Origin of the sequence: Ruegeria denitrificans (assembly GCF_001458295.1) — a bacterium.
Classification (GTDB): domain Bacteria; phylum Pseudomonadota; class Alphaproteobacteria; order Rhodobacterales; family Rhodobacteraceae; genus Ruegeria; species Ruegeria denitrificans.
This window is the reverse complement of the sequence record NZ_CYUD01000008.1, coordinates 104976-120682: the sequence shown is the minus strand read 5'-3', so window position 1 is coordinate 120682 and position 15707 is coordinate 104976. Positions and strand designations below refer to the sequence as shown.

Annotated in this window: 17 protein-coding genes and 1 tRNA gene; 6 read left to right on the top strand and 12 right to left on the bottom strand. The window is 55.7% G+C overall.

The features are described from left to right. Position 1: 1 nt before the first annotated feature. The 6 genes from RUE5091_RS13435 to RUE5091_RS13415 form a co-directional block, all read right to left on the bottom strand. A complete protein-coding gene (locus RUE5091_RS13435) occupies positions 2-568 on the bottom strand; it encodes a histidine phosphatase family protein (protein WP_058282436.1) in 567 nt (188 codons plus the stop codon). Between the two features lies 1 nt (position 569). After that, complete coding sequence (locus RUE5091_RS13430; RefSeq protein WP_058282435.1) at positions 570-1643, bottom strand: ABC transporter ATP-binding protein; 1074 nt, start codon at positions 1641-1643, stop codon at positions 570-572. Beyond that, a complete protein-coding gene (locus RUE5091_RS13425; RefSeq protein WP_058282434.1) occupies positions 1640-3856 on the bottom strand; it encodes an ABC transporter permease in 2217 nt (738 codons plus the stop codon). The genes RUE5091_RS13430 and RUE5091_RS13425 overlap by 4 nt, the downstream gene beginning before the upstream one ends. Next, positions 3857-4882, bottom strand: coding sequence for an ABC transporter substrate-binding protein (locus tag RUE5091_RS13420; protein ID WP_058282433.1), 1026 nt, complete (start codon positions 4880-4882; stop codon positions 3857-3859). A gap of 147 nt (positions 4883-5029) precedes the next feature. Continuing rightward, entirely contained in the window at positions 5030-5500 is a 471-nt protein-coding gene (locus tag RUE5091_RS23095; RefSeq protein WP_131726315.1) for a hypothetical protein, read from the bottom strand. Between the two features lie 1137 nt (positions 5501-6637). Beyond that, positions 6638-6713 (bottom strand) — tRNA-Thr (locus RUE5091_RS13415). A 158-nt stretch (positions 6714-6871) separates the two neighbouring features. On the opposite strand from RUE5091_RS13415, the gene RUE5091_RS13410 reads away from it, so the two are divergent. Beyond that, complete coding sequence (locus RUE5091_RS13410) at positions 6872-7771, top strand: hypothetical protein (protein WP_243470783.1); 900 nt, start codon at positions 6872-6874, stop codon at positions 7769-7771. A 54-nt stretch (positions 7772-7825) separates the two neighbouring features. Here RUE5091_RS13410 and RUE5091_RS13405 read toward each other — a convergent pair whose 3' ends face one another. Then, complete coding sequence (locus RUE5091_RS13405) at positions 7826-8095, bottom strand: DUF2312 domain-containing protein (protein ID WP_058282431.1); 270 nt, start codon at positions 8093-8095, stop codon at positions 7826-7828. 161 nt (positions 8096-8256) lie between these two features. Between RUE5091_RS13405 and RUE5091_RS13400 the strand changes: the two genes are divergently transcribed. Continuing rightward, positions 8257-8475, top strand: coding sequence for a hypothetical protein (locus tag RUE5091_RS13400; protein WP_058282563.1), 219 nt, complete (start codon positions 8257-8259; stop codon positions 8473-8475). A 9-nt stretch (positions 8476-8484) separates the two neighbouring features. On the opposite strand, the gene RUE5091_RS13395 is transcribed toward RUE5091_RS13400, so the two are convergent. Next, entirely contained in the window at positions 8485-8700 is a 216-nt protein-coding gene (locus RUE5091_RS13395; RefSeq protein ID WP_058282562.1) for a hypothetical protein, read from the bottom strand. Positions 8701-8944: 244 nt separating this feature from the next. On the opposite strand from RUE5091_RS13395, the gene RUE5091_RS13390 reads away from it, so the two are divergent. From RUE5091_RS13390 to RUE5091_RS13375, 4 genes are read left to right on the top strand one after another with little or no spacing between them, the layout of a single operon-like run. Beyond that, the gene (locus RUE5091_RS13390) at positions 8945-9808 is read left to right on the top strand and encodes an MBL fold metallo-hydrolase (protein ID WP_058282430.1); all 864 of its coding nucleotides are present in this window, start codon (positions 8945-8947) and stop codon (positions 9806-9808) included. 32 nt (positions 9809-9840) lie between these two features. Further along, the gene (locus RUE5091_RS13385; protein ID WP_058282429.1) at positions 9841-10263 is read left to right on the top strand and encodes a YeeE/YedE family protein; all 423 of its coding nucleotides are present in this window, start codon (positions 9841-9843) and stop codon (positions 10261-10263) included. After that, positions 10263-10694 carry a DUF6691 family protein gene (locus tag RUE5091_RS13380; RefSeq protein ID WP_058282428.1) on the top strand — a complete coding sequence of 144 codons (432 nt, stop codon included), beginning with the start codon at positions 10263-10265 and terminating at the stop codon, positions 10692-10694. Before RUE5091_RS13385 ends, RUE5091_RS13380 begins: the two co-directional genes overlap by 1 nt. A gap of 9 nt (positions 10695-10703) precedes the next feature. Beyond that, a complete protein-coding gene (locus RUE5091_RS13375; RefSeq protein WP_058282427.1) occupies positions 10704-11135 on the top strand; it encodes a protein tyrosine phosphatase family protein in 432 nt (143 codons plus the stop codon). Between the two features lies 1 nt (position 11136). On the opposite strand, the gene RUE5091_RS13370 is transcribed toward RUE5091_RS13375, so the two are convergent. The 4 genes from RUE5091_RS13370 to RUE5091_RS13355 all read right to left on the bottom strand — a co-directional run bounded on the left by RUE5091_RS13370 (position 11137) and on the right by RUE5091_RS13355 (position 15677). Further along, positions 11137-12243, bottom strand: coding sequence for a FliM/FliN family flagellar motor C-terminal domain-containing protein (locus RUE5091_RS13370; protein ID WP_058282426.1), 1107 nt, complete (start codon positions 12241-12243; stop codon positions 11137-11139). A gap of 76 nt (positions 12244-12319) precedes the next feature. Beyond that, positions 12320-14998: a sensor histidine kinase gene (locus RUE5091_RS13365; protein ID WP_058282425.1), complete on the bottom strand. Its 2679-nt coding sequence runs from the start codon at positions 14996-14998 to the stop codon at positions 12320-12322. Then, positions 14986-15300, bottom strand: a complete 315-nt coding sequence (locus RUE5091_RS13360) for a hypothetical protein (protein ID WP_058282424.1) — start codon at positions 15298-15300, stop codon at positions 14986-14988. Before RUE5091_RS13360 ends, RUE5091_RS13365 begins: the two co-directional genes overlap by 13 nt. Continuing rightward, a complete protein-coding gene (locus RUE5091_RS13355) occupies positions 15297-15677 on the bottom strand; it encodes a response regulator transcription factor (protein WP_058282423.1) in 381 nt (126 codons plus the stop codon). Before RUE5091_RS13355 ends, RUE5091_RS13360 begins: the two co-directional genes overlap by 4 nt. Positions 15678-15707 lie beyond the last annotated feature (30 nt).

Sequence of the window (15707 nt, the reverse complement as noted above, 5' to 3'; positions counted from 1 at the left end):
TTCAGGCAATCGGGCGCCACCCGAATTCAGGTTGAAGAGTTTTAATATCCGCGCGCCAGAAGTGGCCCTGCCCAGATTGATCAAAACGCCGGTCGATTTCTTTCCCTGCCAGATGGCACCAAAGCAGTGTCCCGACCGCGCCGTGGGTTACAATGGCCAGGTCTCTTCCGTCGTGGTTTTTGCCGATTGACAGGACTGTTTGAACGATGCGCAATTGCGCAGCATGGGCTGTTTCCCAGCCACGAAAGCTGGAATTGGGTGCCCCGAAAAAGGTGTCAGCGGCGGACTCGAATATCGAGGGAGGAAGGAACCCGGTAGCGCTTCGGTCGTTCTCTCCCAGTCCAGGTTCGGATTTCGCGACCAGCCCCAAACGCTTTGCAAGGATAGCCGCTGTCTCGGACGCTTTTCGCTCGGTGCTGGACCATATATCTGTCACGCACGACATGGTCTGACTTTGTGCAAATGTGTGGGCTCGGGCGCGGCCAATTTCACTCAAACCCCATTCGGCGATCGGTGTCTCAGGTTCTACGACGACCTCCGGGTGAGAGACGACTAAAAGCTTACCCACGTCACCCTTCCGGCAACAGAACGGGGCCACGTTCAGCAAAAGCCATTTTGACTTGCGAGCCAATTTCCAGCGGGTCATCCACGTCGTCCTGCACAGCAAATACTTGCCCGAAAGCACCGGCCAGAGTGTACTCCATCCGCACGCCAACATAGGTGGCCTTGGCAACTTTGGCCGGGATGCCCGCATCAGTTCCAATCAATATCCGTGACGGACGCACGGCCAAAGTTGCCGGTCCAGGCGTTAGGTCACGAGACGGGAGCGAGTGTTGATAGCCTTCGATCTCGATCTTGGCTAAACCGCCTTCGACGGAAAGGATAGTGCAATTGATCAGGTTTGCCTCACCAATGAAGTCGGCCACGAACCGGTCAACCGGCGCATCATAGAGTTTGCGTGGTGAGCCGATCTGAGCGATGGCAGCGTTGCGCATGACGACAATCTCGTCTGAAACGGCAAGGGCTTCTTCCTGATCGTGTGTCACATAGACGACGGTCAGACCAAGATCTTGCTGAATGGCACGGATATCTTCGCGCACCTGGCGACGCAGTTTCGCATCGAGGTTCGAGAGAGGCTCGTCAAAGAGCAAAACCTGCGGTTCCAAAACCAATGCACGAGCGACGGCTACGCGCTGTTGCTGCCCGCCGGATAGTTCGCTTGGCAAACGGTTGTCGAAGCCCTTCAGGCCAACCAAGTCTAACCCATGCACCGCGCGCGATCGGGACTCGTGTTTGTCGAAGCCGGAAAAGGTCAACCCATACATGACGTTTTCTAGCACGCTCATATGCGGAAAAAGCGCGTAGGATTGGAATACCATCGACACGTCACGGTCGGTGGCAGGTAATTTGGTCACGTCTCGGTCACCGATAAGAATTCGGCCCGAGGTCGCCATTTCCAGGCCTGCGATCATGCGCAACGTCGTCGTTTTTCCGCAGCCTGAGGGGCCTAACAGAGTCACCAGTTTGCCCGCTTCGACGTGCAGGTTGATGTTGTCGACGGCCACCACATCCTTGCCGAACACTTTCGAAACCCCTTCGAAACGAACCGGCGCGGCCTTGCTTGCAATTGTCGTTTCGGTCATGTCGTTTTCTCAGCCCCGAGTTGTGTGCGCCGTCCGATCTGAACCCGGCCCACAAGGATTTGTAACATCCCGACTGCCGCCAGCATCACGAAGATCAGCGTTGTGGAGTATGCGATTGCAAGACCGTAATCGTTGTTCTCGACCCGACCGATAATGTAGCTGGTGGCCATGTCATACTCGGCGGAAACAAGGAATATCACCGCCGAAATCGCCGTCATTGCCCGGACGAAGCTGTAAACCAACGCGGCCAGGATAGCCGGTCGCAAGAGCGGAAGAATAACCCGCCTGAAGGTCTGCCAGGAGTTTGCACCGAGTGTCAGCGAAGACTCGTCAAGGGATTTATCTAATTGTGACATAGACGCAATGCCCGCGCGAACCCCAACCGGCATATTGCGGAAGATAAAGCTGACGACAAGAATAACGCCCGTGCCAGTGATCTCGATCGGGGGCACGTTGAATGCCAGAATATAGCTGACGCCAATAACCGTGCCGGGTATAGCGAAAGAGAGCATCGTGCCAAACTCAAACGCATTCTTTCCTGCAAAGCTTTGCCGTGTCAGCAGATAGGCAGTGACCAACCCCACGGCGGCCGTCAGCGGCGCAGCAATGCCGGCGATGGTGATTGTGGTCCAGAAACTGTCCCAGGCGGCTCCGGTCCAGCGAATTCCCTCTTCCTCGAAGCGGACCGAAAAGGCGGTGACGTAGTGCTTGAACGTCAGCGAGTTATCGACGCCCCACAGTTCTACAATACTTCCGTAGATGATCATCCCGTAAACCACAGCAGTGAAAACCGCCCAGGCAACTGCAATGCCCAGAACCGGTATGGCAAGGCCCCTTGGCATCAAGGGATGTACACCCGCGTCGCCCTTGCCGGAAACGGTGGTATAGCTCTTTTTTCCCAACCACGCGCGCTGCGCATAGAACGCAGAAAGTGTGAAGAACAAGAGCACCATAGCCAGAACAGCAGCCCGGCCCTGATCGTACTGCGCGCCGACGATAGCAAAAAATATCTCGGTCGACAGCACATCAAAATTCCCGCCCAAGACAAGTGGGTTGCCAAAATCCGCCATCGATTCGATGAACCCCAGCAAAAAAGCATTGGCCAGGCCGGGGCGCATCAATGGCAGAGACACAGTTTTGAAGGTTTGCCAACGATTGGCCCGAAGGGTTTGGGCGGCTTCCTCCATCGAAGGCGACACCCCTTCGACCACCCCGATCAAGACCAGAAAGGCGATTGGCGTAAATGCCAGCGTCTGAGCGATCAGCACCCCGGGCATGCCGTATAACCAGCGCGTAGGCTGCACACCAAATATCTCGGCAACAAATCTGGTGACCGACCCAGAAAGCCCGAACAACAGGATCAGTGCAAGACCAATCACAAAAGGGGGCGTGATAATCGGCAAGACCGTCAGCGCGCGCATCCCGCGTTTAAAGCGAAAACCTGACCGTGTAACGACAAGCGCAAAACAAAGGCCAAGCACGGTCGTGATGAAACCCACAAGAACTGCAAGAAACAGAGAGTTCCACGCGGCACCACATTTGGCACCGGCAAAACAACCCAAGCCCCAAAGTCGGTCATCAAAGAATTTCGAGGCAAAAACCGAAACTGAATAGGCACCATCTTCGGTAACGAAGGCAGCAAACAACATCTTCGCAATTGGAAAGAAGACGAAAACTGTAACAATGGTGATTACGCCGCCAATTGCGCTGACGACGAAAACGTCGCCGTTGATGGAGCCGCGCGCCGCAATACCCTGAGTTAAAAGGAACAGAAACGCTGTGGCGCAGATCATTGCGCCGTATCCCATGCCGAACTGGCGGATCTTCGGTTCTCCGAACAGCGCCTTCATCCAGTCGAAATTGAACCCGCGAATGCCAATTGAGAACCCTTGCGTAATCAGCCAGCCAAAACCCAAGGCACCGGCCAAAATCAGGATGCGCGCATATTGCGGGTCAGACTTCGGTTTGCCGAGGATCAACAAAGGTAAGGCAAGCGGTACCAAAAGTGGCGCAAGCCACAGCTTTTCGCCCTGTCCGATCAGGAAAGCGGCGGGCGCATGATCTTCGTCGAACGGATATCCGTCCACCAGCCATACGAACGACCAAATGCCATCCTCTACCATGAACCATGGCAGCAGGCAGAAACCGACCCACCCGGCAATGATCCAAAAGATCAGTACCGGATGGGTCGCCTTTATTGTGGTGTCAGTCACTTATTGAGGCAGCACAGAGACCTCTTCGTCCCATTTCTGCAAAAGTCGCTTGCGTTCGTCAGACGAGCCGTACTTTTTGAAGTCATAGTCAATCAGCTTGATCTGGCTCATGTCAGGCGCGCTTTCAGAGGTTTCCGCATTTTTGTTGGACGGAACCTGAAAGGCGTTAACCTCAAGAGCAAGGTTCTGGGCCTCGGGGCTGAGCGCCCAGTCATAAAACTTTTTAGCTTCTTCTTCATTTCGTGCGCCGTCAATGATCGACATTGAGCCGATCTCATAGCCTGTGCCTTCGCATGGGGCCACGACCTTGACTGGAAAACCTGATACGGCCTGCTTGACCGCATCATGCATGAAGACGATACCGATGGTGTTCTCACCCCGGCCGGCGGCCTTGATTGGGGCTGAACCCGACTTGGTGTATTGGTTGATGTTCGAGTGCAGGCCCTTCATAAACTTAAAGCCGTCGTCTTCGCCAAATATCTGAACCATCGAGGCCAGCGTCGTATAAGCTGTGCCCGAGGAATTCGGGTTCGCCATTTGCACGTGTCCTTTATATTCGGGCTTCAGCAGGTCTTTCCAGCATGCGGGCTCGGGCAAGCTGTTCGCGGCCAGAAGGTCGGAGTTGTAACCGTAGCCGAGTGCGCCTGAATAAATTCCGATGGTTTTGTTACCTGCACTTTCTGCCTGCGAGATCGCCCAGTCGTGAAGCTGGTCACGCATCGGCGACACGTATTCCATCGTCAGGCCTTCTTCGGCAGCTTGCAAATGGGGATCACCGGTACCGCCCCACCATACATCGCCTTTAGGGTTAGAACTTTCCGCACGAATTTGTGCAAACGTCTCGCCCGACGACTTGCGGGTCATATTGACGTCTATGCCGGTGGCATCTTCGAAACTGCGCGCCATGAGTTGACACCAATCTTCCTGTGCCGAGCAATAAAACGTCAGCTTCTCAGCTTGTGCCGCACTAAGCGAAGCCGCAAATGCAATCAGCGATCCCGCCAGCGTTGTCGTCAGATTTTTCAATTTCTTTCCTCCCCTATGTGTCGTGCCGAAATTCCCAGCGCGATACTCGTCAATTCGTCGTTAGAGGCGGTCGCTCAAAGTCCCTAGATGATCTTGTTGCGTTGGCCAGATCAATATCCAACCAGCCTCCCAATGACAGAAACGATCTCAACACCGTACTGCTAGTTCTGCAAGAAAATTCCACGAGTACTTCTTTTCTTTCACCGTTGAGTTTTGAATCGCCAAGCCAGATTTCAGCACCAAATTGGAGTATCGAGAATATTTTCTTGATGCCGTATTGTTTAGATTGCCCTTTGCTGATGCGACCATTCTCTCCAATGTGAAGCAAGCATCGTATTTCGAATTTAAGGTCTGCTTTTCGCCTGAAAACTTGGCTTGCGCGCGGCTGCGGCGAACTTCTGCTTTCCGTCCTTGCTTTTTTGTTGCAGACGCAATGTGCAGAAAGCTGGGGCTGGCGCAGCGAATTGATACTCCGTTGCTCGCATAAGACCCTACCGCAGTCCGCCGTCCGTCCAAGACGAGTGGGCGGCGATTTTCGAATGGTTGAACAAACACGGAATAGAACCGCCAGAACACGCCCTGCCGATTGAGCCGGAACTCGGTGGTCCCGTGGGGCATCGCTTATTAAGAACCCGCGCTGCTGACAGGGGAACAGTGCTGGAGTAGCAGCGCGGGCCTCAGTCGGTGGTAGTCAGTCAGAGATAGCGCGAATGGGTATCCCGCACCGTGCCGGATCGCCGCAGTCACAAAAATATCCCGCGCCCACAAGGGATGGGTAGTAAGCGCGGGGCAGAGGTTTGGGGTGCAACTTCTACGTTCGAGAATTACCAGCGGATCACCGAATTCAGACAAGGATGCGACGCTAGACGGCGCGAAATGCCCACTACGCCTGGGCGGTGTGATTGGCAGCACAAAAGATGAAGCATGTCAGCTCTTGTCCCGACCAGCTTGCCCATCGGGTCTTTCGAAGAATCCAGTCTTCATCGACGCTTTCACAAAAGCAAAGGGTCGGGTTCGTAAAATGGAATATCGCTTCGTCGAGGAAATTGATCCCACGCGTCAAGCTCTTCTCGAAAAATACTGTTCAGTCGCACTTGATACGCCATACAACGACTTCAGCACGCACTGAGTGTCATATGGCTCGTAGCTGCGAGCAGAAATTTCGATCAATGAGAGGAAACTTTGATCTCAGCCAAAAGCGGGGGCGAAATTTACTTCTCCCACCGAATGCAAATCCTGTCCTTATCCTTTGCACTCCCACAGACAGAAAATTGGCTTCAGTTTGGAAGGCCGCCAACTTTTCCTTTCCACAAAAACCACTAAGAAACTAAAACGCTGAAAGAACAGAGGTGAGACACTCGACACCCATCAGCCAGTTCACAAGATTATCTCGGAATACGCGGCAGCGGACTACCTTACAAAGCGAATAACCGATCCAACCGACGCACTTACACTTGAGCGATGTTTGCCTATCATCGCTCCAATCTCAACTGTGCGCGATGAGCTACGCGGCCTTGTCGGTTGGATGGCTATGCGCCTTGAGGAAGTGTCTCATCTCTTAGGTCACTCGACGGTCACTCAGACACAAAAATATGCCAAGTTCGCGAATCTGCCCACTGCAGACAAAGCCCGCGAGGTGCTAAACGCAGCCTAAGGCAAAATCGGGAGCGTCCCAAATTCCGACCCAGTATGGGCTTACTGTACTGGGTCAAACCACCCTGACGGATGTTAAGGCGCTGTTTTTAAGGGGTTTTCTGGTGCCCCCACACGGACTCGAACCGCGGACCTACTGATTACAAATCAGTTGCTCTACCAGCTGAGCTATAGGGGCACTTGGCTTCGATTACTTTCTCTTGTTGAGGACTGCAAGCCCATATTTTTCATCTTTACATAATGAATGACTGTTTTCCTGGTCATGCCTGGATGACTCGCAGCGAGGTGACGCGGATTTGACTGTTCTAGACGCAAACTGTAACCCGTCAGACGGAGTTGAAGGCAAGGAAAAGAACCCAAATGCAGGTTGCTATCCACGCGGGCGCGGCTTTTACCGACGAAGGTCGTGTGCTGAACTCATTGAAGAATAACTCAGGCACTCTGACAGGGAACGGGGTCAAGTTTTTTGGCATACGGCGTTACAACCGGATCTTCAAACCTGTCTTTGAACAAGCCGAGATCGAGACGCTTGATTCAACCTCCTATCAAAACATTCAGGGAATTCTTCCTAGCGAAGCAGACACCCGGCGGGTGGTGTTTTCCAGCGGAAGGTTCGCAGGGGACGCGAATGCGGCCCTGCGTGAAGGGCAGTTATATCCGTTTGCTGGCCGCAGAATGGCCCTGTTAGAGCAGATTTTTGACGATCATCAGGTCGAACTGTTTATGGGGCTCAGAAACCCAGGCAGCTTTATTCCGAAACTTTTGATGTCGCTGCCGGAAGGCGAACGTGAAGACATCGTTCGAAACACCGACCTGAGCTGCCTTAGCTGGATCGGCATGATCGAAGACATTCAAGACCTCGCACCAAATGTAAAGATTACATTGTGGAGCAATGAAGACACCCCGTTTATCTGGGGGGATATCATGAGAGCTTTGACAGGTCTGGGTGAACATACCGCCCTGGTGGACGAGTATGACTTGCTGGCAACCTTACTGGATGAAACGGGGCGAAACAAAGTGGACGCCCTGGCACAACGGGTTGGAGTTCAGGACAAAACAGTTCGGCATGAAAATCTGGCGCAAATCTTTGAAGAGCACGCGCAGCCCGATAAAATCGAAGAAGAGCTCGACCTGCCCGGCTGGAGTTCGGATATCGTTGACGCGTTTTCCGAATTGTACGAGCAAGATCTTCAACGCCTTGGCGCAATTTCCGGAGTACGTATCTTAAGACCCTGAGTGCACCCAATTGGGAGCCCGCTTGGAATGTGGCCATACGGGCTCGACCTCGGTTCAGCTCATACCCAGAGCTTCTTTGTACATCTCAAGCACGGCTTCTTCTTCGGCGATGTCGTCTTTGTCGCGCTTGCGCAGCGCAATCACCTTGCGCATGACCTTGGTGTCGTATCCGCGGGCTTTGGCTTCAGCCATCACCTCTTTCTGCTGTTCCGCTAGGTCTTTCTTTTCTGCGTCCAGGCGTTCGAATCGTTCGATGAACTGGCGCAGTTCACCCGCAGTAACACGATAGTTCGCAGTGGCCTGATCTTCGGTCATGTCATCCATTTACGTCTCTCCCAGAGGTGGTTTTCTGATGCTTTGGTAGCGGGCACTACGCCGGATACATTGCCGCCGCGCGGGCCGCAAGCGCCCAATCCCACCGGGCTTGTATGACCAGTGGCGATCCGCTAAGCGCAGGTGGAATTGACAAGCAAATGTGGGGAACCATGTTCGAATTCATCACCTGGGGCGGCGCCGCCCTGTCGCTTGCCGGGCTCGTAGGCCTGGTCTGGTGTATCCTGCGTGTGATGAAGGCGCGCAAGTCCGGGCTGTCGGACGAGGAATTGCGCGCCGTTGTTCAAGGTGTTCTGCCGTGGAACCTGGCTTCGTTGTTTTTGTCAGTGCTCGGCCTGATGGTGGTGATCGTCGGAATTTCCTTCGGCTGACCGCTGCGTTCAAACGGGCAGGTTGTCAAAGCGCGCTTCCATTGCATCTTCGCACAGGGCTGCGTCCAGCTGACGCAGGCGCGACGGGACATGCATTCCCTGTTGGCGCATCCTCTCAATCACTTTTGCCACGCTCGGTTGCAACGCCAGCCGTGTATCAAGGCAGGCTCCAGTTAGCTTTTTTTCAAGTTTTTCGGCTTCTGAGTATAAATTGACTGATGACATTTTCATCCTCCCGAATGCCTTCATTTAGTCCGATATATGTAACCGTTTTAAGACCCGTTTAGATTGCCATCCAATCGCGCGGAAAACCGCCTGTTCGGCGGGCTGTTTTGGCGACTGGGGGCGATTTGATTATATTTTACGCGAAACGCAGCTACTTTGCTTTGACGCGCATCAAATCACACAGTGTTGATTGTAATACATTCCGCAATCAATATATGATTTAGAGACACCGGCGGAGGGCTACATGACACCGAATGTAAAAGCGTTTTTCGACCCCGAAACTTTTACGGTTTCATACCTGGCGCAGGAACCTGAAGGGCTTGCATGTGCGATCATCGACAGCGTTTTGGATTTTGACCACGCTTCAGGCCGGACCGGAACGCGCGCGGCCGATCAAATCGTCGAGCATGTGCGGAGAAACAACCTGCGGGTCGAATGGATATTGGAAAGCCATGTCCACGCCGACCACCTGTCCGCCGCCCCCTATTTGCAGCAAGAGCTGGGCGGCAAGATCGGGATTGGTGATCAGATTGTCACCATTCAGGAGACCTTCGGGAAAATCTTCAACGAAGGCACCGAGTTTCAACGCGACGGCAGCCAGTTCGACGCCCTGTTTCGCCAAGGCGACAGCTTTCATGTTGGCCAGTTGCGCGGTGATGTTCTGCATACGCCCGGCCACACTCCGGCTTGTCTGACCTATGTGATAGGTGACGCTGCTTTTGTCGGTGATACCCTGTTTATGCCCGATTTCGGCACAGCCCGCTGCGATTTCCCGGGTGGATCATCCGCAACGCTGTACGAATCCATCCAGAAGATACTGGCACTACCGGATCAGACGCGCGTCTTTGTCGGGCACGACTATATGGCCCCGGGGCGTGATGAATACGCCTGGGAAACAACCGTTGGCGAGCAAAAGGCGCTGAACGTTCACATTGGTCAGGGGCGTTCGGTCGAAGAATTCGTTGAAATGCGCGACGCCCGTGACGCAAACCTGCCCATGCCCCGCCTGATCCTTCCCTCGCTGCAGGTCAATATGCGCGCAGGTCAGATGCCGCCACCAGATGAAGATGGCGACGTTTTCCTGAAACTGCCCCTGAATAAACTCTGAGGTGCTGGCCGCAGCCAGGCAAAGGAACAACAATGCAACCTGAATGGATATGGGGCCTCGGCGGAGGTCTTCTGATTGGTCTGGGCGCAGCCGTTTATCTGCTGGGCAACGGGCGCATCATGGGGGCCAGCGGTATTCTGGGTGGTTTGGTCGATGGCAGTGATCGCTCACTTGAACGGCTGGCATTTTTAGCCGGAGTGATCGGAATACCTTTGCTGCTGCGGCCCCTACTTTTGCCTGAGGTCCAGACTCACCTAACCAGCAATATCACCGTTGTGATCATCGCCGGATTGTTGGTGGGGCTGGGAACGCGCATCGCAAACGGGTGCACGTCGGGGCACGGTGTTTGCGGAATATCCCGGTTTTCTTTGCGCGGGATCGTCGCGACCATCGTCTACATCATGGCCGGAGGCATAACTGTTGCCCTGCTGCGCCATGTCTGGGGCCTGATCTGATGCGTTTTCTGATCTCACTTTTGGCGGGGGCGTTGTTCGGAACCGGCCTGCTAATCTCGGGCATGACCGACACGACCAAAGTGCAGGGCTGGCTGGATGTGTTCGGACAATGGGACCCGACACTCGCCTTTGTAATGGGGGGCGCAATCGTTCCCATGCTGGTCGCATGGCGGTTGACAGCAAACCGTCGACCACTGAACGGAGGGTATTTTCCGCAAAAATCCGCGCCCGATTTGGGCCGTCGTCTGATCTTTGGCTCGGTTCTGTTTGGTATGGGCTGGGGGCTGGCGGGATTGTGCCCCGGGCCTGCCCTAGCGTCGCTCAGCTACGGTGGGATCGGCGGATTTGTGTTCCTGATTGCCATGATTGCCGGCATGGTTGCGGCCCCTACTCTTGGTGCGCAACTGGACAGAGCCGCCAACGCAGCCTAATCAATTGCCATGGAGATTCGCCCGATTACCCCCCGCTACGCCGTCTCACCGCAAATCTCGGTCGAGGACGTTCCAGCCATCGCCGATGCCGGTTTTGTCAAAGTGATCTGCAACCGTCCCAATGTTGAGGTTCCAGCGAACATGCAGTCGGATGCAATCGGCGAAGCGGTGCGCGCGGCGGGCATGGAATACGAGGTTCTGGAACTGACCCACCAGACCATGACGCCGGAAAATGTAGCCATGCAACGCGAGTTGGCTGAAAGCTGCAGCGGCCCGGTTCTGGCCTATTGCGCATCGGGCACGCGATGTTCCGTGGTCTGGGCATTGGGTCAGTGCGACCGGATGAGTGCGAACGACATCCTGAACGCCACCACTAAGGCAGGCTACACGCTGGACAACCTGCGCCCGATCCTTGAGCAGATCCGCGGCGGTACTGACTGAGCTAGCCTGAATTGTTGGGGTCGGTGGTCGCCGTCGATAATCCGGCAAGCTGCGAAATCTCGGCAACCATTTGATCTGAATCGGCGAAATTCATTTTCGTTTCGATATCGCCTGGCGCGATTGGGTCGAACGGGACAGGCATCTGTGACATCTCCGGCTGCGCGGTCATGTCCGGTTCGTGATGGGGCACCACAGACCGTCGGGCCTCCAGAAACTCTTCTGCTTCGGACTGGGTCAGCGCGGTAAGCGGCGCGTATTCGTTCAGGCGTACCGCACGCATTCCACCACACTGCCCTAAGCGGCCAATCGCTGTGCGCATGCGGTCAATCGTCAGGACCTCGGCACGATCCAGTCGTGATCCCATCAGAGGTAGCAGGTCACCTACGACAAGATGAGACAGTGACGCCAATGGCAACGTCATGCGACAGATCACCGTGTTCAGCTCTGCCCGCAAGACACCCGAAGCCTGTTCGAGGTTTGGGCCAGCGTCTTCTAGTGCGATATCGTCCTCATCCTTGACTGGGTTATCAGGCAGGAAGACGGAAATCTGACCCTGTCGCAAGCCACCACCCAGTTCAACAGTAAGATCGAACACCCGATACGTATCTTCGGTCATCGCCAGCGACATTGTACGCAGATCGGACAGGCGCGAGGTAAATTCATACCCTGTCAGGCTGACCTGATCGACAGGCACATCCACCAGTTCTGTAGCGCGCACCAAAACCTGTTCAACCAAAGGGGCCACCATGGCCCCGTCCGTATGCGTGAATGCGCGGGGTGCAGGGTCGTCAGCCATCACCTCGCCAATCGTTTGCACCTGAACGATAGCCGAAACGGTGCCCAGATCCATGCAGACTGCAGCAGAACCCCCGTCACCGTTTACAAACTGCAGCAGTAACCAGTCTTCTCCAACCGGTCCCGCCAACATGTCTGGTGTTCGGTTAGATTGTTTAGCGCCAATGACCGTCAACGGTAACTGCAACCTGTCCCCGGCCGCACGAGCGAAGGCGAGTCGCAACGCACGCAAGATCGAACGCGGCTTGTCGCTCTGTTCCTCCTGCCCTGCTGATAGCTTGCGCGCCAAAGCTGCGCTGACCGTTTGCGTCATGCTAAAACCGCTGTGTGTTGCTGTGTCTCACACCCGATCTAACCCGGCGCTGGTTACGAATGTCTTTACAATCGCATCACTGTGCGGCCTGCCGATAGGCCAATGGCAACCGAACGCGGAAGGCCGCCCCGCCCTGACCGGGCAAATAAGTTATTTCACCACCCAGACGCTGCATGATCTCGCGACAGATCGCCAAACCCAACCCCGCACCACCCGCTTTGTCGACACCTACACGGGCAAATTTCTCAAACACCATCGACCGTGCCTCGGGCGGGATGCCGCTGCCATTATCCGCAAAATCAATCACCACCTGCCCGCCAACATCATGGGCCGAGATCGTCAGTTCGGGCTCTTCGGCATCGCAATATTTCTGAGCGTTGGAAATTAGGTTGATGAAAACCTGCCCCAACCGGTCCAGATCGGTTTGCAACGGGATGCGCTCGGACGCCTTCGAACGCCGAACCGTCAGAGTCTGGCCGGTTCCGGCCAACGCGCTGGACACAGCCCGATCCAGAACCGAGCGAAGCGTATCACCGCCCACATTCAGGCTGACCTGTCCGCTTTCCAACACGCTTAAGTCTAACAGATCGTCCAGCAACCGCGTCAGACGCAGGGCTTCGTCATGAATAATTGCGGCATAGCGTGTCTGTTCCTCGGCGCTCAGCCCGTCGGTGTCGCGCATGATCTCGGAAAAGGCACGGATCGAGGTCATAGGGGTGCGCAATTCATGACTGACTTGGCTAAGGAAGCTGTCCTTCTGTTCCGAGATTTGCGTCAGTTTGGTATTGGCCTCGCGCAGTTGCCGCGCGGTGCGGGACAATTCAGCGGATTTCACCTCGAGCTGGCTGGAGTATTCCAGCATCTGGGCGGATTCATCGGCGACGGCCAAAAGATCCTCGACCGAGACAGATGATCCCCCGACAATCTGTCCGATCATCGCGTGCGCTGTGGCGGCACCGACGGAACCGCTCAGTTCCCGTTCCAGACGTTCCAAAAAAGCGGGCGTAGGTTCTGGCAGATTGGAACGACCGCCTTGTTGCTCGACCTCGGCCTGAAAGAAATCTTGCGCGGGGCCTGCACCCAGAATTCGCTGGGTCATGATCATCAGGTCTTCGCTCTGCGCCACCGAACCAGTCCAGCCGCGCGGTGCAACCGAATGATCAAAGACGTTAACGAATTGTGCGCCCTGCAGGCGTTCCAACGGGCTGGGAAAACTCAGAAGCGACGCGACGCAAAACGCCACAGTATTCAGGGACAGAGACCACATTACGGTGTGCACCATCGGGTCCATACCTTCGATCCCGAACAGGGCCTGCGGGCGCAGCCAGCCCCAGGCGAACGGGCCATTTTGCAAGACCGAGTCAGAGATCAGCGTACCGCCCATCCCCGGCAGCAGCAATGTGTAAATCCAAAGTAAGAAGCCCACCGTAAGCCCCACCAGCGCACCGGTTCGCGTTGCCCCGCGCCAGAACAGACCGCCAACCAGTGCTGGCAGAATTTGGGAAATCCCTGCAAAGGCCACCAACCCGATTGACGCCAATGCCGCCCCGCCGCCGGATAAGCGATAGTAGAAGAAGCCCAATGCCATGATCACCGCGATCGACACTCTGCGCGCCATCAGAACGACATTCCGGACATCGCCCGAAACCGAACCGGAGCCCTCCTGTGTGCTTAACCAGATCGGCATGACCAAATGGTTCGAGACCATAGTTGACAATGCCATTGCGGTGACGATGACCATCGACGTGGCCGAGGAAAATCCACCGATAAAGGACAGCATCGCCAACCAGTCATTACCCTGCGACAAGGGCACGGTCAGGACAAACAGATCGGGGTTTGACCCTTCGGGCATCAAGTCCAGACCAACAACCGCAATCGGCACTACAAAAAGGCTCATCAACAGCAGATACAACGGAAAGGCCCAGGCGGCGGTCCTCAGATGCCCTTCATCCGCGTTTTCGACCACCATGACCTGAAACATGCGCGGCAGGCAGATAAAGGCCGCCGCAGAGAGGAAAATAAACGTGGTCCAACGCCCCGCATCCACGTGCCACTGACCGATCTCAGAGGCGTCGATCCGATCCATCATCGGGCCCACGCCCCCTGCGACCCCCCAGACCACAAATGCGCCAACTGCAAGCAACGCGAACAGTTTCACCACGGATTCCAATGCGATGGCTGTCACAACCCCGTGGTGCCGTTCATTGGCATCCAGGTTCCGTGTCCCGAAGAGGATGGCAAAGACGGCCAGCCCCGCTGCCACCCAAAAGACGCTGGACCCTTCGCGGTACAGGCCCGAGGGGTCGGCCTCGGCAAAGATCGAAAACGACAGGGTGATGGATTGCAATTGTAGCGCGATATAAGGGGTGCCACCCAACACGGCCAGAATGGTCACGCAGATCGCCAGTGTGTTGGACTTGCCATAGCGCGAGGAAATTAGGTCAGCGATTGACGTTACCCGCTGGCTTCGCCCGACCCGTACTAGTTTGCGCAGGCCCCACCACCAGCTGACCATCACCAGCGTTGGCCCAAGATAGATCGTTACAAATTCCAACCCCGAACGCGCGGCATTGCCCACGGCGCCATAGAACGTCCAGGCCGTGCAATAGATCGACAGCGACAACGTGTAGATCAGCGGAGACCGCAGCCACGCCCCCCGCCCCGCTGCCGCCATCCGGTCGGCGGCAAAGGCTACGCCAAACAGCAGCACGACATAGGCGAGGCAGACCAGAATCAGGACGTTCAGCGTGGCCATCGGTCCGTCTCGGGCTCGGAATCGTCATGTTTTGCCATACGCCGGGCGGCAAAGCCAAAGACCAGACTGGCCAAAATCAGACCCGCCCAGCAGGCAAAGATGTAAAAGATCGCCGACGACAGAGGCACCCCTTCCTGTGCGCCCGACGCGTCAGGCCACAAAAGCGGAATTGCCAGCAGCGCCGCCCCAAAAAAGGGCAATAGACGCGCGGCATCCGACAACCTGCGTCGGCGATAGCTCTGCCGTTCAAGAAACAGCGAAGGCCGGACACCTGAAGGCGGTCGGTCTTCGCCGGTGCTCATGATTGTGTCGCCTGCGCATGCAGGTCGCGTACTGCCGTCAACATCTCGGTATTGGAAAACGGCTTGGTCATGAACCGGCTGACACCTGCGTTTTCTGCCATCTCGCGATCACGGGATTGGCCGCGTGCGGTCAACATCAGAACCGGTAGGCCTTGCAAATCCTCCAGTTCGCGTAGGTCGCGCAGGATCTCCATCCCGCTTTTGCCAGGCAACATGACGTCCAGAATGACCAGATCCGGGCTTGCCCCTTGAATAACCTGCAACGCATCCGCACCTTCGCCATGGGTTTGTACTTGCCAACCTTCACGCGTCAGCAAAAACCGAATGGCCTCGGCGATGTTGGGCTCATCCTCAATTAACAGAACCTTACGGCTCATTATCTGTCCTCCCCGTGACGGATCACAGAC